Genomic DNA, 21,214 nt, shown 5'->3' with positions numbered 1-21,214 from the left:
TTGCCTGGTCGCCGTGAGTGGCCGTCAATGCTCGGTGGGCTGGTCGGCCAGCAGGCGCAAGGCGTGGGGAATCACGTCGAGCACCGCACCCAGGCACTCCACCGAGCCCTTGGGCGAGCCGGGCAAGTTCACGATCAGCGCCGTGCCCCTGGTGCCGGCGATGGCCCGGGACAAGCGCCCGAACGGGCTCACCAGCCGGGATGCCTCGGCCAAGCCGTCGGCCCGGCGCTCCAACACGGCGGCGGTGCCCTCAGGGGTGAGATCCCGAGGGCCGAATCCAGTCCCCCCGGTGGTGACGACGAGACCGGCGAATCCCTCGGACATGTCCAGCAAGGCATCGCGTACCGACTCAACCCCGTCCTCGACCGCCCGGCGGTCGGCGATGTCGTAGCCCTCGCCGGTGAGCATCTCCACCAAGGCGTCGCCCGAGCCGTCTTGGCGGGTGCCGGCAATCACGCCGTCCGACACGGTCAACACTTTGGCGGCCAAGCCCGCCGTTTCAAGATCAGCCATTGCCGGTCACACTAGTGGTCCGTCTATGAATTGGTCAGGGCGTCCTGCTAGGCATCGACGCCCCTCGCGGCGTTGCTCCTCCTTGCCGTACGCTCCGGGTATGGCTACGTCGGTGCGCCTTGCGAGGAACGCCGCTGCCGTCGCGATCCGCGCCTGCCAATTCACAGACGGACCACTACCCTCCAGGGGTTTTGTATATGACAGCAAACATGCCGTCGGTGCTGTGGTCTTGGGGGAGGACGAGGGCACCGCGGCCATGGGAGCGCCAGCGATGGTCGTCAATGACGACAGCCACGACATCGGGGTGCTCTTGGGCCACAAATTCGTCGATGGCCACCGTCTCGGGCCGGGTCATCGTGCAGACGCTGTAGATCACCACTCCCCCAGGGCGGACCAGGCCGAACGCGGCTCCGACCAACTCGGCCTGGAGGCGGGCCAGCTCCTCCCCATCGTCGGGTTCTACTCGCCAACGGGCGTCGGCCCGCCGCCCCAGCACGCCCAGGCCCGAACAGGGGGCGTCAACCAGCACTCGGTCGAAAGTCCCGGGGCGAAACGGCGACCGGAAGCCGTTGGCGGCCACCACTCCCGCTAGGGAAGCACCGGTCTTGGCGGCGTTGGCCGCCACCAAAGAGGCCCGATGCCGTCGATAGTCAGCCGCCACCACGGTCGCATCACTCCCAGCCAATGCGGTGGACTTGCCACCGGGGCCAGCGCACATGTCCAGCACCCGCTCCCCCGGCTGGGGGTCGACCAACTCCGCCACCCATTGCGACGCGAGGTCTTGGACATAGCCGTCGGGCCGGGTGGACACCTGAGCCGGGCGGTTCATCTGCTCTAATGCCGCGTGGGCATCATCAGCCCCGAGATCATGCTCCAGCCGTGCCACCATCCAATCCGGATAGCTCAGCTGGACCGCCTCAGTGGGCCACACTGGCTCTAGCTCACCCACCCGGCGCAAGACGGCGTTGACGAATCCCCGTTGGCGTCTAGGGGCGGCTTCAACGGTCTCGCTCACCGCGGCATAGGCCGGGGTGTCCAACATGTGGAGCTGATAGGCCCCGACACGCAGCAGATTTCGGGTTGTGAGATCAGGCGGCTCCGACACGAAGGCGTCGATGAGGTGGTCCAAGGCCCGACGCATGCGGGTCACCCCGTAGACCAGCTCGGTGATGAGCCCGGCATCGCGTTCCGGCAACTTGGCCGAGGCCAACACCAAGTTGGCAAAGGCCCCGTCGCCCTCGATTCGGTCGAGGAGCTGGGCGGCGACGGCTCGGGAGTTCCCCGTCGCCCCGCCCGGCCGGGAACGGCTCACGATCCGAGCCGGTCGCCCGGCGTCGGGCGAGCACCCCGGAGCCAGTCCTCGGCGGGTTGGCGCGACTTGCCCTCGGCCTGAACCTCCACCAGACGGAGTTGTCCGTCGCCAGTGCCTACGACAGGTCCGTCGAGCTCCCCGGACGATTGGGAACCGTCGACTGGGTCAGCCGACCAGATCTTCAGGGTCTTGCCCCTCCACGTTGTCCACGCCCCGCCCACCCGGACTTGCCGATGCAATGCCTCCGCCGAGCTCGCCCAGTCGAGGCGCAGCTCGTCTCGGGTGACCTTGGCCGCGTACACCGGCTCGCCCTGCTGGGGATCGGGCGGGCCCAGGCCGTCGCGCAGGGCGCTGACCAGCATTGGAACCGCGGCGTCCACCAGATCAGCCCGCAACGTCGTCGCAGTGGCCTCAGGGGCAATGGGCACTTCGACCCTGCGATAGACCCGGCCGGTATCGAGACCCTCGGCCACCTCCATCAGGCACACTCCGGTGGTCTGGTCGCCGGCCAGGATAGCCCGATCCACCGGAGCCGCCCCCCGCCAGCGGGGCAACAGTGAGAAATGAACATTGACCATGGCCAGCCGGTGCAGAACGTGGGGCTTGATGATCTGGCCGAAGGCCACCACCACCCCCAGGTCGGCGTCGGCGTCCAACACATCGTCCACCGCGAATGAAACCGGAATGCCCAGGTCCAAAGCCGCGGCCTTCACCGGGCTGGGAGTGGGATCGGCCCGTCGCCCCCGCCGCTTGTCGGGCCGGGTCACCGCAAGAGCCACCTCGAATCCGGCCCCATCCAGTGCCTCCAGAAACGGCACCGACTCCTCAGGAGTGCCGAGGTAAACAAGCCGGCGAATGTCCACCGGCGGGTCGATCACGGCAATTCCGTCCCACCTACCGCAACCGCGCCATCACGGCAGCGACAGCCCGTCGCCACTAGCGGGGGGACTACTCGGCCCGCCCATCGCACGCTGGCGGAGGATGCGCTTGGCCTCCCGGCGCTGATCCTCGTCCAGGTAGTCGAGCAGCATCTTGCCCGCTAAGTGGTCAAGCTCGTGCTGAAACAGCCGAGCCTCAAGGTCCTCGGCCTCAAGGCTGACCTCGTTGCCGTCCAGGTCATAGCCCTTCAGGTGGATGCTGCGGGGGCGGACGATCTCCCACGACAGTTCCGGCACAGACAGGCAGCCCTCGTTGTAGGTCCACTCGCCGTCGCTCTCGGTGATCTCGGGGTTGACCAGCACACCGGCCCCCTCGCCGAAGTCGTACACGAAGAACCGCTGCGACACCCCCACCTGGGGAGCAGCCAAACCGATGCCGGGCGCCTCGTACATGGCGGTAAGCATGTCCTGGCACAGTTCGGCCATGGCGCCGTCGATGTCGGTTACGTCTTCGGCCACGCGCCTCAATACCGGGTCGCCATACACCCGTATCCGCAGTGGGGCCATCGTTTCAGGTTACCGTCAAACCGTGGGCGATTCGCATTACTTCAGCGCCTCACCGGGCGGGAAACGGCGGCCGGGAACCGTCGGCTTGCGGGTCGGAGATCTGGATTTGGAGCTGGCCACCGACCGGGGGGTGTTCTCCCCCGATGAGCTGGACTTCGGCACACGATATCTGCTGGCCGAAGCGCCCCGTCCGCCCCAAAACGGCGCTTTGCTAGACCTGGGCTGCGGTTATGGCCCTATCGCAGTTGCGCTGAGCCAGTGGGCGCCCCAGGACCCGCTGTGGGCTGTTGACGTGAACCCCCGGGCTCTGGAACTGTGCCGGGCCAACCTCGACCGCCATGGCCGCCCAGACGCCGTGGTGTGCCTTCCCGACGACGTGCCGCCCGACGTGTGCTTTGCCGCCATCTACTCCAACCCGCCCATCCGCATCGGCAAAGCCGCCCTCCACGAGGTGCTGGCGACTTGGCTGGGCCGGCTTGCCGCTGACGGCCGGGCCTACCTGGTGGTCAACAAGAACCTGGGCTCCGACTCCCTGGCCCGCTGGCTCAACCAACAGCGCTGGCCCACCACCCGGCTCAGTTCCCGCCGCGGCTACCGAATCCTTGAGGTTGGGAGCAGCTAAATCGCTCTGATGGGGTCGACGTCTATGCGGAGTCGGCCGCTGGGGCGCTCCGCTGAGGCGAGGGCGTCGCAAAGGGTGTCGTAGTCGGGGGCCCGCAAGAAATACTGCCCACTGGGGTCGGGGGCGATCTGAACTCCCAAAGGCGTGCCGAAGCGCTCCATGTAATCCCCCGCCACCGGCCCGGACACCACGGCGATGGCCCCGTAGGGAGGCAGGCCCAATTCTTGGCGGCGGTCTCGCTCAGCGCGAGCCAACTGGGCCGGATCAGCCTGGAGAGCCGCGGTTACCGCGGGGTCGTCGGGCAGGCGGGTTTGCAGCACGATCTTGCCGCCAGCATCACGGGGACCGGTGATGCGGGCCGCTCGGGCAATGAGAGCCAGCGCCTGCTCCCGGGCTCGGAATCGGGGGGCCAGCAATTCTTGGTCGAATTCCAAGAAGGCCACCGTGTCGAACGGTCGGCCCAAATGCAGCACCGCCTCGGTACCCACCACCACTCGGGCGGTGGGAGGACCGTCATAGCCGCTGCCGGTGGCCTCAGCCACCGGGGTGCGAATCAGCGCCTCAATCTCCTCGCGAACCCGCTTCACCCCGGCCCGGAGGTTGCGCATCTTGGTGCTGCCGCACTCGGCACACACCAGGGGGCGAACGTGGTCTCCCGCCCGACACCGCAGCTGCTTGTCCTCGGTCTGGCGCATGGGGGCATTGCACTCGGTGCAAACGGCGAGTTCGCCGCACAAATGGCAGGCCAGCAGCAGCGCCCGGCCCCGGCGGTTCAGAACGCAGGCCGCCCGACCTCCGTCTCGCAGGGCCCGCACCAGCTCCGGGGAGTACAGGCCGGCGCGCCCCGGATCCTCGCCGCGGCGGTCCACCACCTCCACCTGCGGCCAGCTGTCCCGCTCGGTGCCCCGAGAAGGGCGCATCACCGGCCGAGACCTCAGCGCCTCCAATGAGGGCACCGGCGACAGCAGTACACAGGGCACGCCAGCTCTACGGGCCCTCTCGACGGCCACGTCACGGCCGCTCCACGTGGGGGCCGACTCTGAGCGGTACGACTCGTCGTGCTCGTCTACCACCAGCACAGCGGCCAGATCAGGGGCCGGCGCCCACGCCGCCGACAAGGTGCCCACCACGGTGGCCCCCGCCGCGGCCGCGTCCCATCCATCGGGGTATCGCACTGCCCACGCCCCCTCTCGTCCCAACCGCCTGGCCAGATCATCGGCCCGGCCGTGATCGGGCACCAGGATCAGCGCTTGGCCTCGGGAGGCGGCGGCTAGGGCGATTGGCAAGGGATCGTCGGAGGGCCCCTGGCGCAGAGTACGACCCTCGCCTTCAAAGTGATCGGCGTAGTCCCCCGAGGGCACCATCCGGGAACGCTGGGGCCGAGGCAAGCCAGCCACAACCCGTTGAGGCGAGGCAGTCCGCAAGAAGTGGGCCCGCCGACCAGCCCAGCGCCAGGCCGCCCACTCGCTCAGATCCATCAGCTCCCGTCCCGGCCCCACGCTGCTGAGCTTGGCCAGCGGGGTGAGCTCCACCTCTTCGGGAGCCTCCACGCCCACTTCGGTGATCCAGCCCCCCACCCGGCGACCGTGCAGCACCACTCGCACCATGGTCCCCACCCCGAACCGGGGATCGTCGGCCCAGCCCTCGGGGACGGTGTAGGTGAACTCGCGATCTATGGCTAAGACGTCGGTCAGAACCCGAACGTTCAAAAGCCCAAGGCTGCTACAGACCCAGGGCGGAGCGGAGGTCGTCAACCCGATCGGTGCGCTCCCAGGTGAAGATGCTGTCGGGACTGCGTCCGAAGTGGCCGTACGCCGCCGTGTTCCGGTAGATCGGCCGCAGCAGCTCCAAATCCCGGATGATGGCCGCGGGACGCAGATCGAAGATCTCATTCACCTGGTGGCTGATCTTGGCCGGGTCCACCATCTCGGTGCCAAAGGTCTCCACCATCACCGACATGGGGCGGGCGATGCCGATGGCATACGACACCTGCACCTCACAGCGGGATGCGGCGCCAGAGGCCACCACATTCTTGGCCACCCAGCGGGCGGCGTAGGCGGCCGAGCGGTCCACCTTGCTGGGATCCTTGCCCGAAAATGCACCGCCGCCGTGGCGGGCCATGCCCCCGTAGGTGTCCACGATGATCTTGCGCCCGGTCAGCCCGGCGTCGGCCACCGGTCCACCCCTCACGAACTTCCCGGTGGGATTGACCAGCACGTCGAAGTCGTCGTCGCGGAACTGCTCGGGAACCACCGGGTCGATGACCTGCTCTTTGAGGTCTTCCTTCATTTCGCTGAGATCGGTTCCGTCACGGTGGTGGGCCGAAATCAGCACGGCACTCAGCCCCACCGCCTGGGTCCCCTCATACTCGAACGTCACCTGGCTCTTGCCATCGGGCCTCAGGTAGGGCACACACCCCGACCGTCGGACCTCGGTCAGGCGCTCCACCATGCGGTGGGCGATGTGGATGGGCAATGGCATCAGCTCGGGGGTCTCATCGCAGGCAAAGCCGAACATCATCCCCTGGTCACCGGCCCCCTGCTCCAGCGGGTCGAGCCGGTCCACACCCTGGGCGATGTCGGGAGACTGGTCATCGATTGACACCATCACCCCGCAGGTGTTGCCGTCGAAGCCGTAGTCCTCTCGGTCATACCCGATCCCGGTGATGGTGTCGCGCACCACCCGGGGAATATCGATGTAGCCGTCGGTGGAGATCTCTCCGGCCACCACCACCAGTCCGGTGGTCACCAAGGTCTCACACGCCACCCGGCTGCCGATGTCCACGGCTAGCAGGGCATCCAGCACCCCGTCGGAAATCTGATCGGCGATCTTGTCGGGATGGCCGCCGGTGACCGATTCAGAAGTGAAGCGGTGTCGGCCATTTGACCCTTGGCTCATTGATTCTCCTGATTGCTGGCTCGGGCGTCTCGATCGGCCACCACGAGGTCGAGCACGGCTTGGGCCACCTGGCGCTTGGAACGCAGCCCTACCGGGTGGATTCGGCCGTCAGAAGCTAGCACCAGCACCTCGTTGGTGTCGTAGGCAAAGCCGGCGTTTTCTGCCGTCACATCGTTGGCCACGATGTAGTCGGCCCCCTTGCCGTTCAGCTTTGCGGCGGCGTTGTCAGCCACATCGCAGGTCTCAGCGGCAAATCCCACCAGGATCTGGCCCTCAGGCTTGGACGCCCCCAGCGCGGCCAAGATGTCTGGGGTGGGCTCCAGTTCGATGGCCGGAACCCCATCTCGCTTCTTTAGCTTCACTCCGGCCGGGTCCACCGGGCGGAAATCGGCCACCGCTGCTGCCATAATCACCACATCGGCCTCAGCCGCCGCCTCCGCGGTGGCCTCAGCCATCTCCTCGGCGGTGTCGACTCTCAACACTGTTATCCCTGGCACCATAGCCGCGCCCGAAGGAACAGGGCGATCCACAGTGGAGACGATGGTCACCTCGGCCCCCCGACCGGCCGCCTCGTCGGCAAAGGCGTAGCCCTGCTTGCCCGAGGAGTGGTTTCCGATAAAGCGCACCGGGTCGATGGGCTCTCGAGTGCCCCCGGCGGTGACCACCACCGACAGGCCGTCCATATCTTGGCGCTCGCTGGCGGCGCCGACCGCCCGGATCACCGCGTCCACGATGTCGGCCGGCGAGCTCAAGCGTCCAGCACCCTCGTCGCCTCCCGCTAGGCGGCCCGATTCCGGCCCCACGATGTGAACACCCCGCTCAATCAGGGTGGCGATGTTGTCGGCCACCGCCGGGTGCTCCCACATCTCAGTGTGCATCGCCGGGCAGATCACCACCGGAGACCGAGTGGCTATAAGGGTGGCGGTAAGCAGGTCGGAGCTGATGCCAGCGGCGTAGGCGCCAATTACCCGGGCGGTGGCCGGGGCTACGACTATGCAGTCGGCCGTTTGACCCAGCGTGGTGTGGGGAATGGGGTCGTCCTCCTCGAAGAGGCTCATCTGGGTGCGCTCAGAGGCCAACGCATCAAAGGTGGCCCGGCCCACAAACCGGGTGGCGCCCTTGGTCAAGACCGGGACGACGTGGGCCCCGGCGTCCACCAGCCGACGGCATAGCTCGATTGCCTTGTACGCCGCGATCCCCCCGCTGACGCCGAGCACGATTCGCTTGCCGGCGAGCGATTTCATGGTTTTGTCAGGACGCTGAGTCCAGATCGGCCTCGTCTGGACCAGCGTCGTCCGGATCAGCTTGCTCCAGATCGGATTGTTCCAGGCTGGCTTCGCCGGTGGGGATCATGGCGTCGGCCAGAAGCGCCTCTTCGGTGATTTCGGGAGGATCGGTGGCGATGATCTTGTCGGACGCAATCTCCTCGAAGGCAATGGACAGGGGCTTGCGCGACATGGTCAGCACCTGGGGCGGAACCATCGCACCCAAGCCCTCACCCAACTGGCCGAAATAGGAGTTGATCTGACAGGCCCGCAGCGCTCCCAGCGTCACCAAACGGAACTTGGAGTCGGTGCGCCCCAAGAGCTCCTCGATGGTCGGATACATCATGGTGTCGTGCTGTTCAGACATCAGTACAGGCCTTTTCTTGCGTGCCTTCTATTGGGTGCAGCCTTCTTCCCACAAGTCTGGGGAGAGCAGGCCAATGATATCAGCACAGGCTGACTTAATCGGCATTGTCCAAGCGGGCTTCTTCGATCAGAGCGCCTATGGCGGCCACCGCTTCGTCGAGGCTGTCGTTCACTACGTGGATGGCGTTGAGCTCGTACGCCTTGATTCGCTCCGAGTCAGCCAGAGCCATCCGTTTAGCGATATGGCTCTCGGAGTCGCCCCGGCCTCGCAGGCGGGATTCCTGCTCCGCGGCCGAGGGTGCCTCGACAAAGATGCACAGGGCCTCGGGATGGCTCTCCCGCACTTGGGCCGCGCCTTGGACATCGATTTCTAGGAGCACATCGCGGCCTGCCGGCGGATCAGGCTGGGGCGTTCCGTAGAGATTGCCGGCGATCTCCGCCCACTCCACGAATCCACCGTCGGCGATCTTGGCCCGGAACTCGGCCTCATCGGCAAACACATAGGCGATTTCCGGCTCACCTCGACGACGCGCGCGTGTCGTCCACGAGCGACTAAGCCACAGTTTGGGGTCCGCGGCAACCAGGGCAGCCGCGATCGTCCCCTTGCCGACCCCGCCGGGGCCGGAAAGAACGATTATCAGAGGCTGATCTAGTTGCCGCAGCGCGCCAGCAACGAGGCTCGTTGCTGATCGCCCAACCCGCGGATGCGACGACTGTCGGCAATGCCGATCTCGTCCATCATCCTGCGGGCCCGTACCTTGCCCATACCCGGAAGGGACTCCAGGACGGCAAGCACCTTGGTGCCGGCGACCACTTCGTCGGTTTTCGCTTGTTCCAGCAGGTCGGAAAGCGAAATCGACCTCATCTTCAGCATGGCCTTGACTTCGGCGCGCTTGCGACGCACCTCTCCAGCCTTGGCCAACGCTGCCTGGCGCTGTTCTGCAGTTAGTTGTGGGGGTCCTGCCATTACACCATTGTAGTTTCAACTGCAAGTCTTGTTGGGGATACTGTGGAATTTGTGGCTAGAGATGGTTGATGCTGGTGCCCACCAGTTGGGCCCGGTCAGCCAAATCGACCAGCGCCTGGACCAGGTGCACTGAATCGACGGTCATGCCTTGCACCGGTGAGGTCACGGTCCGGCCGATAACCAGGATGGAGGCGCCTGCCTCGATGGCGGACGCTGGGGTGGCCACCGAGGCCTGATCGTCGTGGCTCGAGTCGGGGAGGCGGATGCCGGGCACCACCCGCTTCAGCTCCGGTGCCACCTCCTTGACCACTCCGATGTCGGCCGCCGAGCAGATCACCCCGCCACAGCCGGTGTCGCGGGCCAGCGCCACCCGCTCTTCGAGCACCTCCCGGGACCGGTCGGCATCGCTGGTCAGAATCGTCACCCCCAGCACCTGGGCCGTCCCGCCGCTGCCCTCAGCCAGCCCTTCCACTCCGGCTCGCAGCACGTCGGGACCCCCAACGGCATGCACGGTCAGCCAGCGGGCTCCGGCTCGGCCCACTTGGGCCGCGGCACGGTTCACCGTGTTGGGGATGTCGTGGAACTTGAGGTCGGCGAACACCTCGAAACCCCGATCCACCATGGCGGTAATCGCCGTCGGACCAGCGGTGGAGAACAGCTCGAAGCCCACCTTGGCCACCCCCATCCAAGGGCGAACCGCGTCGGCCATCAAACAGGCCAGGTCCAGATGGTCCACGTCCAGGGCAATGGCTAACCGAGGATCGTGCCTGCGGGGTCCGGCATCATTCATGGGCTGCTCCTATCAGCTCGTCCAGTCGGCTCACGCCGTGGGAGGCACACCAGCGGGCCAGTTCCCGCAGGACTTGGGCCGGGGCCCGGGGGTCGGCGAATGTGGCGGTGCCCACCTGCACCGCTTGGGCGCCGGCCATCAACATCTCCACCGCATCGGCGCCCGAGGCGATGCCGCCAACGCCCACGATGGGCACGTCGGGCAGTGCGGCGTACACGTCGTAAACCGCCCGCACCGCCACCGGCCCGATCGCCCGGCCCGACACCCCTCCCCCGCCCGCGCCCAGCAGGGGTTTGCGGGCCTCGGTGTCTATCACCATGCCCAAAAGCGTGTTCACGAGTGTGAGAGCCGCGGCCCCGCCCTCCACTGCGGCGGCAGCAACGTCCACCAGATCGCCGGTGGCGCTGAGCTTGGCCCACCGGGGCAAGCCGCAGGAGGCGGTGGCTGCCAGCGCGGCATTGGCCATGGCCGCCGAGTGGGAGAACATGCGGCCCCGATCCTCCAGGTTGGGACAGGAAACATTGACCTCCACCGCCACCACCGCGTCCATCGCCGAGCGGTCGGCCGCCGCCAACAAGTCGGAGGCAGCGGCGAATTCGTCCAAAGTGCGCCCCCAAATTGACACCACCACCCGAGCGCCGGTGTCGGCCAGCACCGGCAGCTCCTCGGCCAGCCATCGGGGCAGGCCAGGACCTTGTAGGCCAACGCTGTTGATCATTCCCGCCGGCACCGGGTGGACCCGAGGCGGGGGGTTGCCCGGCCACTCAAAGGGGGCCAGCGATTTCACCACCACCGCGCCCAGCGCCGAGTAGTCGAGGTAGCGGGCTAATTCGGCGCCGTGGCCCACCGTGCCCGAGGCGGTCATCACCGGGTTGGGCAACTTAACCGAGCCGACGGTGGTGTCCAGCTCCGGTTTCCGACCCCTGGCCATTAGAGGCTCACAGCTCGAAAGCCAGCTGATCGCTGGTCACCCCGCGGTGGTATTCCTGGAGGGTCCGAACCCGCAGTTGGTGGCGGGCCCAGTCGACCATGCCGTCGGCGGCCGCCAATCCGGCCGAGGCGGTGGTCAAGAGCGGCACCCGATTGCGGCTAGCTGCCCGGCGGATGTGGTCGCCATCGGCCCGCGATCCCCGCCCCCTCGGGGTGTTGACCACCAACTGCACTCGCCCCTCGTCGATCAGCTCCACCACGTTGGTGCCCTTCTCGCCGACTTTGGCCACCACCTCGGCCACCGGCACACCGGCTTCGGACAGCGCAGTAGCAGTGCCGGATGTGGCCGCAATGGCCAGGCCCAGCCCGGTGAAGCCCCGGGCCATCTCCACCCCGGCGGCCTTGTCCCGGTCGGCCAGCGACATCAACACAGTGCCGCTGGCGGGCAGCGGAGCTCCCGCGGCGATTTGGCTCTTGGCGAAGGCCAGTCCGGGGCGCAGGTCGATGCCCATAACCTCGCCGGTGGACTTCATCTCCGGGCCCAAGATGGCGTCGGCCTCGGGGAACTTGTTGAACGGCAGCACGGCCTCCTTGACCGATATGTGGTCGCCGTTGGCCCGGCGCCCCAGCAGCCCCTCCTGGCGCAGATCGGCCAGGCTGGCGCCCATCATGACCCGGGTAGCCACCTTGACCAGGGGCACGCCGGTGGCCTTGGCCACAAACGGCACCGTGCGCGACGCCCGGGGGTTGGCCTCCAACACGAACACCTGGTCGGCCGCCCCGATGCCGAATCGCTTGACCGCGAACTGCACGTTGATGAGCCCCACCACATCCAGGGCGTGGGCGATGTCCTTCACATAGCGCTCCAACAGGGCCACCGTGGCCTCGGAGAGGTGAATCGGCGGCAGCATGCACGCGCTGTCGCCGGAGTGGACCCCGGCCTCCTCCACATGCTCCATCACTCCGCCGATGAGAACTTCGCCGGTCATGTCCCGGATGGCGTCCACGTCTACCTCGGTGGCGTCCTCCAAGAAGCGGTCGATCAGCACGGGCCGCTCCGCCGACAGCCCGCCCTCGCGGCCCAAAGAGCCGGAGGCGGCCATCTCGGCCATGGCCTCGGCCAGGTCGTCGTCGGTGTAGACGATGACCATGGCCCGGCCGCCCAGCACATAGGAGGGCCGCACCAGCACGGGGTAGCCGATGCGGTCGGCCACCGCCAGGGCCTCCTCCACCGTGGCTGCGGTGCCCCCGGCCGGCTGGGGGATGTCGAGGCGGGCGCACAGGGCATTCCAGCGCTCCCGATCCTCGGCCAGGTCGATGCTGTTGGGGCTGGTGCCCACCACCAAGCCGTTGGGCAGGACGCTGGCCAGCTTCAGCGGGGTCTGCCCGCCGAGCGACACCACGATTCCGGCAATGCCGGGTCCGCCCGCGGCCTGAGACGACGCCATCTCGGCGTCGATCACATTGAGGACGTCCTCCTCGGTGAGGGGCTCGAAATACAGTCGGTCGCTGGTGTCGTAGTCGGTGGACACCGTCTCGGGGTTGCAGTTGACCATGATGGTCTCGTAGCCAGCCTCGGACAGCGCAAAGCAGGCGTGGACACAGCAGTAGTCGAACTCGATTCCCTGGCCGATCCGGTTGGGACCCGACCCCAAGATGATGACCTTGGCCCGATCCGAGGGGGCCACCTCGCCCACGTCCTCATAGGTGGAGTAGTGGTACGGGGTCTCGGCCTCAAACTCGGCCGAGCAGGTGTCCACCGTCTTGAACGTCGCCTCCACCCCCGCGCCGATGCGGGCCGCCCGAACCTCAGCGGCCGGCATGTTCCAGAGATATCCGAGTTGCTGGTCGGAGAAGCCGAACTGCTTGGCCCTCTTCCACACCCGGGGGGTCATGGCCTCGAATCCGCACTCTTCCAGCGCGGCCCGCTCCTCGGTGATCTGGAGGATCTGATCGCAGAACCAAGGGTCCACCTTGGTGGCCTCGAACAGATCCGCCACCGTGAGTCCCCGCCGCAGCAGGGCCTCAAGCTGGAAGATCCGCTCCGGGGTTGCCACCGCGGCGGCGGCCAAGAGCTCCTCGTCGCTTAGGGAGTCGTAGGCGGCCTCGGCCGGGTCGGCGTTCAGGCCGTAGCGGCCCAGCTCCAGCGAGCGCAGCCCCTTTTGCAGCGACTCGGTGAAGGTGCGGGCGATGGACATGACCTCCCCCACCGACTGCATCTGGGTGTTGAGAACCCCCGACACCCCGGGGAACTTCTCAAACGCCCACCGGGGCACCTTGGTGACCACGTAGTCGATGACCGGCTCGAAGCACGCCGGGGTCTTCTCGGTGATGTCGTTGGGAATCTCATCGAGGGTGTAGCCCACCGCCAGGCGGGCGGCGATCTTGGCAATGGGAAACCCGGTGGCCTTGGAGGCCAGCGCCGATGAGCGCGACACCCTCGGGTTCATCTCGATGATCACAAACTCGCCGTTGTCGGGGTTCACCGCGAACTGGATGTTGGAGCCGCCGGTTTCCACCCCTACCCGGCGAATGCAATCGAATGCGGCGTCCCGCAGCGCCTGGTACTCCACATCCGACAGGGTCTGGGCCGGGGCCACGGTGATGGAATCGCCGGTGTGGACCCCCATGGGGTCGAGGTTCTCGATGGTGCACACCACTACGCAGTTGTCGGCCCGGTCGCGCATCACCTCCAGCTCGTACTCCTTCCAGCCCGCGATCGACTGCTCGATGAGGATCTCGCTGATCGGGCTGGCGGCCAGGCCGCGGGCGCACATCTCCCGCCCCTGTTCAGGGGTGTGGGCGATGCCGGTGCCGGTTCCGCCCAGGATGTAGGCCGGGCGGATGATCACGGGAAGCCCGATGCGCTCCATGACCTCCATCGCCTCTTCCAGGGTGTGGGCGGTGGCCGAGGGGGGCACGGGCAACCCGATGTCGATCATGGCCTGGCGGAACTTGGCCCGGTCCTCGGCCGTGGAAATGGCGGTCTGGTCGGCGCCGATCACCTCCACCCCATACTTGTCCACCACCCCCGACTCGATGAGCTCCATGGCCAGGTTCAGCGCGGTCTGCCCACCCAGGGTAGGTAGCAGCACGTCGGGCTGCTCCCGCTGGATGATACTGGTGAGCACCTCGAGGCTGAGGGGCTCCACATAGGTGGCGTCGGCGAACTCGGGGTCGGTCATGATCGTGGCCGGATTGGAGTTGGCCAGCACCACCCGGTAGCCCTCGTCACGCAGCACCCGGCAGGCCTGGGTGCCGGAGTAGTCGAACTCGCAGGCTTGGCCGATCACGATGGGGCCCGACCCGATGAGCAGGATCGACTCGATGTCGGTCCGCCTAGGCATCTTCTGATCCTCCGGACGGCGGGTCCTGTCGCTCTACGGCGGCCTGGCGTGCTTCGCGTGCGCCAGGTCCGCCTCCGGCGCCACCCCCCGCCCTCTGTTGCCCCACCATCAATTCGTCGAATTGAACAAAGAGGTAGCGGGAGTCGTGGGGGCCGGGGCCGGCTTCGGGGTGGTACTGGACGCTGAACGCGGGCAGGTCTCGACAGCGCAGGCCCTCCACGGTGTGGTCGTTGAGGTTGATGTGGGTGATGTCGGCACCAGGTATGGAGCTGTCAGCCACGCAGAAGTTGTGGTTCTGGCTGGTGATCTCCACCGCTCCGGTGGCCAGGTTGCGCACAGGGTGGTTACCGCCGTGGTGGCCGAAGGGGAGCTTATAGGTCTCCCCGCCCAGCGCCGAGGCCAAGAGCTGGTGGCCCAGGCAGATGCCGAAGATCGGTACCTCGCCCACAAGTCCCGTAATGGTGTCCACCGCGCCGGCCACCGCGTCGGGATCGCCGGGACCGTTGGACAAGAACACCCCGTCGGGCTCCCGGGCTAAGACGTCCGCCGCTGAGGTGCTGGCGGGTACAACCTCCACATGGGCGATGGTCCGCAGGTGGTGCACGATGGTGGCCTTGAGCCCGAAGTCCAGGGCCACCACCCGGTGGGGCGGGCGGCCGTCGTCTCGGGTGCTGGTGAAGTGCTCCGACTCGGAACGGGTCACGGTGGCCACCAAGTCCACCCCGTCGGTGCCGGGCTCGGCCGCGGCCGCCGCCCGCAGATCGGACTCTGCGGCGGTGCCGAAGGCGCCGGGCATGGCCCCGGCGTCGCGGATGTGGGTGGTGAGCCGCCGGGTGTCAACCCCGGCGAGGCCGGCGATGCCCTGGGCTGCCAAAAAGGCCTCCAAGTCATCGGTGGAGCGCCAGTTGGAGCGGCGGCGGGCCATGTCCCGCACGATCACGCCGCGGCAGAACGGTCGGCGGCTCTCGTGATCAGCCGGCGCGACGCCGTAGTTGCCGATGTGGGGGTAGGTGAAGGTGATGATCTGCCCGGCGTAAGACGGATCGGTGATCACCTCCTGATAGCCGGTGAGCACGGTGTTGAACACCACCTCGCCGGAGGTGATACCACCGGGAGGCTCCGCGCCAATGGCCTCGCCCTCGAACACCTCCCCGTCGCTGAGCACCAGCGCCGCCTCGCGGATCATGAGTTCATCTCCGACGCAATCAAGGCGAAGCCCGGCCAATGGATCATGGCCGCATCTCCTGGTCAACGAGCACCGCCCGCCCTCCCACAATGGTGTGGCGCACCCGGCCGCGAACTTGGCGCCCGGCATAGGGGGTGTTGCGGGAGCGGCTGGCCAGGTCGTAGGGGTCGACGGTCCAAGTCTCTTGCGGATCGAACACGCACAGATTGGCAGGAGCACCGGACTCGATCGGCCCGCCGTGAATCCCCTTCAATCCGGCAATGGCCGCCGGTCGCCAGCTCAGCAGCCCCACTACCTCGGCGATGGGCAAATCCAACTCGGTCAGCGCCAAGGCCAGGGCCGTCTCCAGGCCGAGCATCCCCGGCGGCGCCTGGTCGAAAGGCATCTCCTTGGCGTCGGGGGAATGGGGGGCGTGGTCGGTGGCGATGGCATCCACCGCTCCATCGGCCAAGCCCTCGCGCACCGCATCTCGATCATCGGCCGGGCGCAGGGGCGGGTTGACCTTGAACACCGGGTCGTAGGAGGCACAGGCATCGTCGGTGAGGGTGAAATGGTGGGTAGCCGCCTCGGCGGTCACCTCCACCCCGGCTTGGCGGGCAGCCCGCACCATGGCGATGGAACCCCGGGTGGACAGGTGCTGGAAATGGACGGGAGCGCCGGTAAATCGGCTGAGGGCGATGTCCCGCATGACCATGAGCTCCTCGGCCTCGGCGGGCACGCCGGGAATGCCCAGCCGGCTCGACCACTCCCCCTCGTGCATGTGACCCCCGGCGGCCATGGAGTCCACTTCGCAGTGCTGGGCCAATATCACCCCCAAACCAGCGGCGTACTCCATGGCCCGGCGCATGAGCCCGGCTTCTTGGACCCCGTTGCCGTCGTCGGTGAACAGCCGCACCCCCAGCTCGGCCATCTCGGCCATGGGGGCCAACTGGTCCCCTTTGCGCCCCACGGTGATAGCCCCTGAGGTGTACACATCACAGGGCGCCTTGGCCCCCAGGGCCAGCACTTCTTGCACGACGGCGGCGCAGTCAATGGGCGGGTTGGTGTTGGGCATGGCCACCACCGCGCTGAACCCGCCCCGGACCGCGGCCCAGCTCCCAGTTTCGATGGTCTCGGCCTCTTCGGCGCCGGGCTGGCGCAGGTGGGCGTGCAGATCCACAAAGCCAGGAGCCACCACGCAGTCCGATGCGTCCAGAACCTCATCGCCCGACAGATCGGGGCCGACGGCCGCAATCCGGCCGTCGTCCACCACCACGTCGGCGGTGCGCTCTCCAGTCTGGTCGACAACCAAGCCGCCTTTGATCACTGTGATCATGAGGCTTCGCCTTCAGGTTGACGGTCGGGGTCGGCGGCCAACAGGAGATAGAGCACGGCCATTCGAACCGCCACCCCGTGGCGCACCTGCTCATTGAGGGTGGCATTGGGCTGGTCCAGCACCTCAGGGGCGATCTCCACCCCCCGGTTCACCGGGCCGGGATGCATAACCAGCGCCCCTGCGGGCAGCCGGGCCGCCCGATCCACGGTTAGCCCCCACTGGGCGGTGTACTCCCGCAACGACGGCAGCAAAGCCTCGGACTGGCGTTCATTTTGCACCCGCAGCCCGTACACCACATCGCAGTCGCTGAGCACGGGATCGAGGCTGAAGCTGACGTCCACCGGCCACGAGTCCACCGCGGGGGGCAGAAGCGTAGGAGGGGCCACCAGCGTGACCTTGGCCCCCAGCGAAGTGAACGCCATCACACAGGAGCGGGCCACCCGGGAGTGCTTGATGTCGCCCAGGATCACGATGCGCCGACCGGCCACCGAGCCGAGCCGGTCGCGGATGGTGTAGCAGTCGAGCAGCGCCTGGGTGGGATGCTCATGCCAGCCGTCACCGGCGTTGATCACGCTGGCATGGGTCCACGCCGCGGTCTGCTGGGGAACCCCGGCTGAGCGATGGCGCACCACTAAGGCGTCAGGCCCCATGGCCGAGACGGTGGCCACGGTGTCGCGCACCGACTCGCCCTTGTTCACCGACGAGGCCGACACGCTGAACCCCATCACGTCGGCTGAAAGGCGCCGGGCGGCTACCTCGAAGGAGAGCCGGGTTCGGGTGGAGTCCTCGTAGAACAGCATGGCCACCGTTTTGCCCCGAAGGGCGGGAACCTTGGGAATAGGCCGCTGCGATACCTCGGTGAAGTGGTCGGCCAACCGGCACACTTCTTCGATGCCCTCGGCGCCCAAATCGTTGATCGACAAGAGGTGCTTCATTTGACGATCTCTCCGAGGTCGACGCCGTCTCGGTGGGCGTCCACCATCTCGTCGCGGCGGGTGGGCAGGTTCTTGCCCACAAAGTCGGGGCGGATCGGCAGCTCCCGGTGGCCCCGGTCCACCATCACCGCTAGCTGCACGGTCCGTGGCCTCCCATAGGTGTTCAGCGCATCCAGTGCGGCCCGAATCGTGCGGCCGGTATACAGCACGTCGTCCACGATCACCACCGCTTGACCGTCGAGGTTGAACGGGATATCGGTGGGCGCCTCCGGCAACAGGGGCCTCAGCCCGATGTCGTCGCGGTGGAATGCCACGTCCAGGGTCCCCAGCGCAGGCTTGACTCCTTCGATCTCATACAGGGCACCGGCGATGTCCTCGGCCAGCCACACCCCGCCAGTCTGCAAGCCCACAATCACCACACCGTCGAGGCCGTGATTGCGCTCGATGATCTCGTGAGCCATTCGCCAGGTCGCCCGCTTGATGTCCTCGGCTTCCATCACCCGGGTTCGGGCAGAGAAAACGCCCCCGTAGGGGGGCGTTCGCCGGCGCTCGCGTTCAGCCAAACTCGATTTCCTCCATGTCCGTATGGGCCTCGCCGGACCCACTTCACGGGTGCTCAGAGCACTATACACCTGCCGACGCGAAGTTCGGGGATGGTATTTCTATTCGTCGGGCGCGGGACGAACTGATGTAGCAACCTGCGATAACAGGCCGTTGATGAACCCGGCGGATGCGGGGGTGGAGTACTCGTGGGCCAGCTCTACCGCCTCGTTGATGATCACCGCCACTGAGATGTCGGTGCTGTGGGCCAGCTCGAAGCTGGCCAAGCGCAGAATGGCTCTGTCGAGCGCAGGCATCCGGGCCACCGGCCAGTTCTCGGATAGCTCCTCTAGGCGGGCGTCGATGTCGCTTTGGTGCTCGGCGGCCCCGGTGACCAGCGTGTGGGCGTAGGGGTCGAGGGGCAGCTCTAGGTCGGCCAGCAGCTCAGCCATGTCTATGGTCTTGGCCTCGGCCTCATAGAGCAGGCCCAAGGCCCGCTCCCTCACTTGGCGGCGCTGGGATCCTGAGACGAGCGGATCGGGCGAGCTCATGGGTTGCCGAAGAGGCGTCTAGACCGCCGAGACCCTCACGCCCGGCTGATGTATTCGCCGGAGCGGGTGTCCACCTTGATCCGCTCGCCCGGGTTCAAAAACAGCGGCACCTGCACCACCAGTCCGGTCTGGCAGGTGGCCGGCTTGGTGGCCCCCGACACCCGGTCGCCCTGGACGCCGGGCTCGGTCTGGGCGATATCCAGCTCCACCGCGGCGGGCAGGTCGGTTCCCACGATCTCGGCGCCGAACATGCCGAGGATCACCGAGTTGTTCTCCACCAGGTAGTTGACCGCGTCGCCCAGCACGTCGGAGCCCACATGGAGCTGCTCGTAGGTCTCGCTGTCCATGAACACGAAGCTCTCGCCGTCGGAATACAGGTACTGCATTTCCCGGCGGTCGATGTTGGCCCGCTCCACCTTCTCCCCAGCCCGGAAGGTGCGATCGAGCACGGCGCCGGTGCGGGCGTTTTTCAGCGTGGTGCGCACGAACGCCCCGCCCTTTCCCGGCTTCACGTGCTGGAACTCGACCACGTTGAACAGGCCGTCGTCGAGGCTCAGCGTCATGCCGTTCTTGAGGTCGTTGGTGGTGATCGTGGCCATGGGCAAAGTCTGGCCCACAGGGTCCCTGTTGACCACAGCGGACGGCAATGACGGCCCCAGGACCCTCAGGCCACAGCGAGAGTCTTGGGCGAGTGGGTCAATCGCCGGGGGCCGCTTTCGGTTACCACCACGGTGTCTTCCACCCGGGCGCCGCAGAATCCGGTGAGATACACGCCGGGCTCCACGGTAATCACCTGGCCGACCTCGAGGGGCTCGGTGGCCGTGGCCCGCACCCAGGGCTGTTCATGGATGTCGAGGCCGACGCCGTGGCCGGTGCCGTGGACGAAGGCATCGGCCCAGCCGGCGGCGTCGATGCGGGTGCGGCAGGCCTTGTCCACATCGGAGATGGGAGCACCAGGAGCCACCTGCTCCACGCCGAGCTGCTGGGCCTCCCTGACGGTGTCGAACACTCGTTGGGCTTCGGGATCGGGCTCGCCCACCGCGACAGTCCGGGTCATGTCGGAGCGGTAGCCGTCCACCACCGCGCCCATGTCCAGGATCACCAGCTCGTTGGGGCCGATGGGGCGGTCGGTGGGCCTGATATGGGGCAGGGCAGCGTTGGGGCCCCCGGCCACGATGGTGGTGAAGGCGCTCTTTTCGGCCCCCAAGCGGCGAAAGGCGGTGTCCAAGGCAAGAGCCGCCTCTTGCTCGGTGGGGCCGTCGGCCAACATGGGGCGGACTTCGGCCAGCGCGGCGTCGGCGATGGCGGCCGCCGCAGCCATGCGGTCGACCTCGCCGTCGTCTTTGATCTGACGGCACCGCTCCACCACCCCGGCGGTGGGCACCAGCTCAGCGGCCTCAAACCACTCGGCGTACTGGCGCTGATCGGCCCAGCTCACCGACGCCGCCTCCAAGCCGATGCGGCCCACGCCGGCGGCTGCCCCGGCCAGCAGCTCTTTGGGGGCGTCGTTGGTGATCTCGATTCGCACGTCCACGCCGGCTTGGCTGGTTTCCGCCTCGGACTGCTCGGCGTAGCGGCGGTCGGTTATCAGCACCAGCTCGTTTGGCCCGAGCCACACCAGTCCGGCCGAACCGGTGAACCCGGTGAGGTAGCGGACATTTACCAGGTTGGTCACTAGCAGGGCATCGCATTGATTTTCGCCTGCCGCAGCCCGGACCCGACCGGCCCGCCCAGCCACATCCATGGGGACGAGAACTTGGAGAATTTTTGACTTCGTCATCCGGCCAGCAAGCGGGCCACCGCCTCGACGGCCAGCTCGTAGCCGTGGCCGCCGAAGCCCACGATGGTGCCGGTGGCCACTGGGCTCACCACCGAGGTGTGGCGCCACGGCTCCCGGGCGTTGGGGTTGGACAGGTGTAGCTCCACCACCGGTCCCTCGAAGGCGGCGAGGGCGTCGTGGATGGCCCAGGAGTAGTGGGTGAAGGCACCGGGGTTGATAATGATGGCCGCGCACCGACCCCTGGCCTGGTGGATATGGTCGATAATGGCGGCCTCGTCGTTGGACTGGTGGTGCTCGATGGCCAGCCCGTGGCGCTCGGCGGTGGCGGCCGCGGTGGCCGCGTGGTCGTCGAGGGTGTCGGTGCCGTAAACCTCTGGCTCCCGGTCGCCCAGCAGGTTCAGGTTGGGTCCCGACAGCAGAAGGATCGTCTGGCTCATCTCAACACCTTCACA

The 21,214-nt window shown here is 67.3% G+C and carries 22 protein-coding genes; 1 reads left to right on the top strand and 21 read right to left on the bottom strand.

Going from position 1 to position 21,214, the window contains the following annotated elements; translation table 11 throughout:
• Nucleotides 1–24: 24 nt before the first annotated feature.
• The 4 genes from ACOGXH_RS05555 to def all read right to left on the bottom strand — a co-directional run bounded on the left by ACOGXH_RS05555 (nt 25) and on the right by def (nt 3,270).
• A complete protein-coding gene (locus ACOGXH_RS05555) occupies nt 25–513 on the bottom strand; it encodes a MogA/MoaB family molybdenum cofactor biosynthesis protein (RefSeq protein ID WP_419928123.1) in 489 nt (162 codons plus the stop codon).
• 175 nt (nt 514–688) lie between these two features.
• Nucleotides 689–1,825, bottom strand: a complete 1,137-nt coding sequence (locus ACOGXH_RS05550; protein ID WP_419928122.1) for a transcription antitermination factor NusB — start codon at nt 1,823–1,825, stop codon at nt 689–691.
• Nucleotides 1,822–2,703, bottom strand: a complete 882-nt coding sequence (locus ACOGXH_RS05545) for a methionyl-tRNA formyltransferase (RefSeq protein ID WP_419928121.1) — start codon at nt 2,701–2,703, stop codon at nt 1,822–1,824. Before ACOGXH_RS05545 ends, ACOGXH_RS05550 begins: the two co-directional genes overlap by 4 nt.
• A gap of 33 nt (nt 2,704–2,736) precedes the next feature.
• Nucleotides 2,737–3,270 carry a peptide deformylase gene (def, locus tag ACOGXH_RS05540; RefSeq protein ID WP_419928120.1) on the bottom strand — a complete coding sequence of 178 codons (534 nt, stop codon included), beginning with the start codon at nt 3,268–3,270 and terminating at the stop codon, nt 2,737–2,739.
• A gap of 22 nt (nt 3,271–3,292) precedes the next feature.
• Between def and ACOGXH_RS05535 the strand changes: the two genes are divergently transcribed.
• Complete coding sequence (locus ACOGXH_RS05535; protein ID WP_419928119.1) at nt 3,293–3,892, top strand: class I SAM-dependent methyltransferase; 600 nt, start codon at nt 3,293–3,295, stop codon at nt 3,890–3,892.
• On the opposite strand, the gene ACOGXH_RS05530 is transcribed toward ACOGXH_RS05535, so the two are convergent.
• From ACOGXH_RS05530 to aroQ, 17 genes are all read right to left on the bottom strand, one after another.
• Complete coding sequence (locus tag ACOGXH_RS05530) at nt 3,889–5,601, bottom strand: hypothetical protein (protein WP_419928118.1); 1,713 nt, start codon at nt 5,599–5,601, stop codon at nt 3,889–3,891. The genes ACOGXH_RS05535 and ACOGXH_RS05530 overlap by 4 nt on opposite strands.
• A 13-nt stretch (nt 5,602–5,614) precedes the next feature.
• Nucleotides 5,615–6,790 (bottom strand): methionine adenosyltransferase, encoded by a 1,176-nt coding sequence (metK, locus tag ACOGXH_RS05525; RefSeq protein ID WP_419928117.1) that lies wholly within the window; start codon nt 6,788–6,790, stop codon nt 5,615–5,617.
• Complete coding sequence (coaBC, locus tag ACOGXH_RS05520) at nt 6,787–8,034, bottom strand: bifunctional phosphopantothenoylcysteine decarboxylase/phosphopantothenate--cysteine ligase CoaBC (RefSeq protein WP_419928116.1); 1,248 nt, start codon at nt 8,032–8,034, stop codon at nt 6,787–6,789. Before coaBC ends, metK begins: the two co-directional genes overlap by 4 nt.
• Before the next feature lie 7 nt (nt 8,035–8,041).
• Nucleotides 8,042–8,422 carry a DNA-directed RNA polymerase subunit omega gene (rpoZ, locus tag ACOGXH_RS05515; protein WP_419928115.1) on the bottom strand — a complete coding sequence of 127 codons (381 nt, stop codon included), beginning with the start codon at nt 8,420–8,422 and terminating at the stop codon, nt 8,042–8,044.
• A gap of 94 nt (nt 8,423–8,516) precedes the next feature.
• Nucleotides 8,517–9,056, bottom strand: coding sequence for a guanylate kinase (locus ACOGXH_RS05510; protein ID WP_419930325.1), 540 nt, complete (start codon nt 9,054–9,056; stop codon nt 8,517–8,519).
• Between the two features lie 14 nt (nt 9,057–9,070).
• A complete protein-coding gene (gene mihF / locus ACOGXH_RS05505) occupies nt 9,071–9,388 on the bottom strand; it encodes an integration host factor, actinobacterial type (protein ID WP_419928114.1) in 318 nt (105 codons plus the stop codon).
• A gap of 55 nt (nt 9,389–9,443) precedes the next feature.
• Nucleotides 9,444–10,178: an orotidine-5'-phosphate decarboxylase gene (pyrF, locus tag ACOGXH_RS05500; protein WP_419928113.1), complete on the bottom strand. Its 735-nt coding sequence runs from the start codon at nt 10,176–10,178 to the stop codon at nt 9,444–9,446.
• Nucleotides 10,171–11,109: a dihydroorotate dehydrogenase gene (locus ACOGXH_RS05495; protein ID WP_419928112.1), complete on the bottom strand. Its 939-nt coding sequence runs from the start codon at nt 11,107–11,109 to the stop codon at nt 10,171–10,173. Before ACOGXH_RS05495 ends, pyrF begins: the two co-directional genes overlap by 8 nt.
• Nucleotides 11,110–11,116: 7 nt before the next feature.
• Nucleotides 11,117–14,455, bottom strand: coding sequence for a carbamoyl-phosphate synthase large subunit (gene carB, locus ACOGXH_RS05490; protein ID WP_419928111.1), 3,339 nt, complete (start codon nt 14,453–14,455; stop codon nt 11,117–11,119).
• Complete coding sequence (carA, locus tag ACOGXH_RS05485; protein WP_419928110.1) at nt 14,448–15,641, bottom strand: glutamine-hydrolyzing carbamoyl-phosphate synthase small subunit; 1,194 nt, start codon at nt 15,639–15,641, stop codon at nt 14,448–14,450. Before carA ends, carB begins: the two co-directional genes overlap by 8 nt.
• Nucleotides 15,642–15,684: 43 nt before the next feature.
• Nucleotides 15,685–16,956 (bottom strand): dihydroorotase, encoded by a 1,272-nt coding sequence (locus tag ACOGXH_RS05480; RefSeq protein ID WP_419928109.1) that lies wholly within the window; start codon nt 16,954–16,956, stop codon nt 15,685–15,687.
• The gene (locus tag ACOGXH_RS05475) at nt 16,953–17,891 is read right to left on the bottom strand and encodes an aspartate carbamoyltransferase catalytic subunit (protein ID WP_419928108.1); all 939 of its coding nucleotides are present in this window, start codon (nt 17,889–17,891) and stop codon (nt 16,953–16,955) included. Before ACOGXH_RS05475 ends, ACOGXH_RS05480 begins: the two co-directional genes overlap by 4 nt.
• Complete coding sequence (pyrR, locus tag ACOGXH_RS05470; RefSeq protein WP_419930324.1) at nt 17,888–18,388, bottom strand: bifunctional pyr operon transcriptional regulator/uracil phosphoribosyltransferase PyrR; 501 nt, start codon at nt 18,386–18,388, stop codon at nt 17,888–17,890. The genes ACOGXH_RS05475 and pyrR overlap by 4 nt, the downstream gene beginning before the upstream one ends.
• A gap of 165 nt (nt 18,389–18,553) precedes the next feature.
• A complete protein-coding gene (nusB, locus tag ACOGXH_RS05465) occupies nt 18,554–18,982 on the bottom strand; it encodes a transcription antitermination factor NusB (RefSeq protein WP_419928107.1) in 429 nt (142 codons plus the stop codon).
• 35 nt (nt 18,983–19,017) lie between these two features.
• Nucleotides 19,018–19,581, bottom strand: coding sequence for an elongation factor P (gene efp, locus ACOGXH_RS05460; RefSeq protein WP_419928106.1), 564 nt, complete (start codon nt 19,579–19,581; stop codon nt 19,018–19,020).
• Nucleotides 19,582–19,646: 65 nt separating this feature from the next.
• The gene (locus ACOGXH_RS05455; RefSeq protein WP_419928105.1) at nt 19,647–20,762 is read right to left on the bottom strand and encodes a M24 family metallopeptidase; all 1,116 of its coding nucleotides are present in this window, start codon (nt 20,760–20,762) and stop codon (nt 19,647–19,649) included.
• Entirely contained in the window at nt 20,759–21,199 is a 441-nt protein-coding gene (gene aroQ, locus ACOGXH_RS05450; protein WP_419928104.1) for a type II 3-dehydroquinate dehydratase, read from the bottom strand. The genes ACOGXH_RS05455 and aroQ overlap by 4 nt, the downstream gene beginning before the upstream one ends.
• Nucleotides 21,200–21,214 lie beyond the last annotated feature (15 nt).

It is taken from the genome of Candidatus Poriferisocius sp. (assembly GCF_965208355.1).
Classification (GTDB): Bacteria; Actinomycetota; Acidimicrobiia; order Acidimicrobiales; family Bin134; genus Poriferisocius.
This window is presented reverse-complemented; position numbering and strand designations above follow the sequence as displayed.

Excerpts from the sequence above, each read along its gene's own strand:
- ACOGXH_RS05480 (WP_419928109.1), bottom strand. The coding sequence starts at position 16,956 with ATGATCACAGTGATCAAAGGCGGCTTGGTTGTCGACCAGACTGGAGAG.
- pyrF (WP_419928113.1), bottom strand. The coding sequence starts at position 10,178 with ATGAATGATGCCGGACCCCGCAGGCACGATCCTCGGTTAGCCATTGCC.
- carA (WP_419928110.1), bottom strand. The coding sequence starts at position 15,641 with ATGATCCGCGAGGCGGCGCTGGTGCTCAGCGACGGGGAGGTGTTCGAG.
- def (WP_419928120.1), bottom strand. The coding sequence starts at position 3,270 with ATGGCCCCACTGCGGATACGGGTGTATGGCGACCCGGTATTGAGGCGC.
- ACOGXH_RS05495 (WP_419928112.1), bottom strand. The coding sequence starts at position 11,109 with ATGGCCAGGGGTCGGAAACCGGAGCTGGACACCACCGTCGGCTCGGTT.
- rpoZ (WP_419928115.1), bottom strand. The coding sequence starts at position 8,422 with ATGTCTGAACAGCACGACACCATGATGTATCCGACCATCGAGGAGCTC.
- coaBC (WP_419928116.1), bottom strand. The coding sequence starts at position 8,034 with ATGAAATCGCTCGCCGGCAAGCGAATCGTGCTCGGCGTCAGCGGGGGG.
- pyrR (WP_419930324.1), bottom strand. The coding sequence starts at position 18,388 with ATGGAAGCCGAGGACATCAAGCGGGCGACCTGGCGAATGGCTCACGAG.
- aroQ (WP_419928104.1), bottom strand. The coding sequence starts at position 21,199 with ATGAGCCAGACGATCCTTCTGCTGTCGGGACCCAACCTGAACCTGCTG.
- ACOGXH_RS05475 (WP_419928108.1), bottom strand. The coding sequence starts at position 17,891 with ATGAAGCACCTCTTGTCGATCAACGATTTGGGCGCCGAGGGCATCGAA.
- ACOGXH_RS05555 (WP_419928123.1), bottom strand. The coding sequence starts at position 513 with ATGGCTGATCTTGAAACGGCGGGCTTGGCCGCCAAAGTGTTGACCGTG.
- efp (WP_419928106.1), bottom strand. The coding sequence starts at position 19,581 with ATGGCCACGATCACCACCAACGACCTCAAGAACGGCATGACGCTGAGC.
- mihF (WP_419928114.1), bottom strand. The coding sequence starts at position 9,388 with ATGGCAGGACCCCCACAACTAACTGCAGAACAGCGCCAGGCAGCGTTG.
- ACOGXH_RS05455 (WP_419928105.1), bottom strand. The coding sequence starts at position 20,762 with ATGACGAAGTCAAAAATTCTCCAAGTTCTCGTCCCCATGGATGTGGCT.
- nusB (WP_419928107.1), bottom strand. The coding sequence starts at position 18,982 with ATGAGCTCGCCCGATCCGCTCGTCTCAGGATCCCAGCGCCGCCAAGTG.
- carB (WP_419928111.1), bottom strand. The coding sequence starts at position 14,455 with ATGCCTAGGCGGACCGACATCGAGTCGATCCTGCTCATCGGGTCGGGC.
- metK (WP_419928117.1), bottom strand. The coding sequence starts at position 6,790 with ATGAGCCAAGGGTCAAATGGCCGACACCGCTTCACTTCTGAATCGGTC.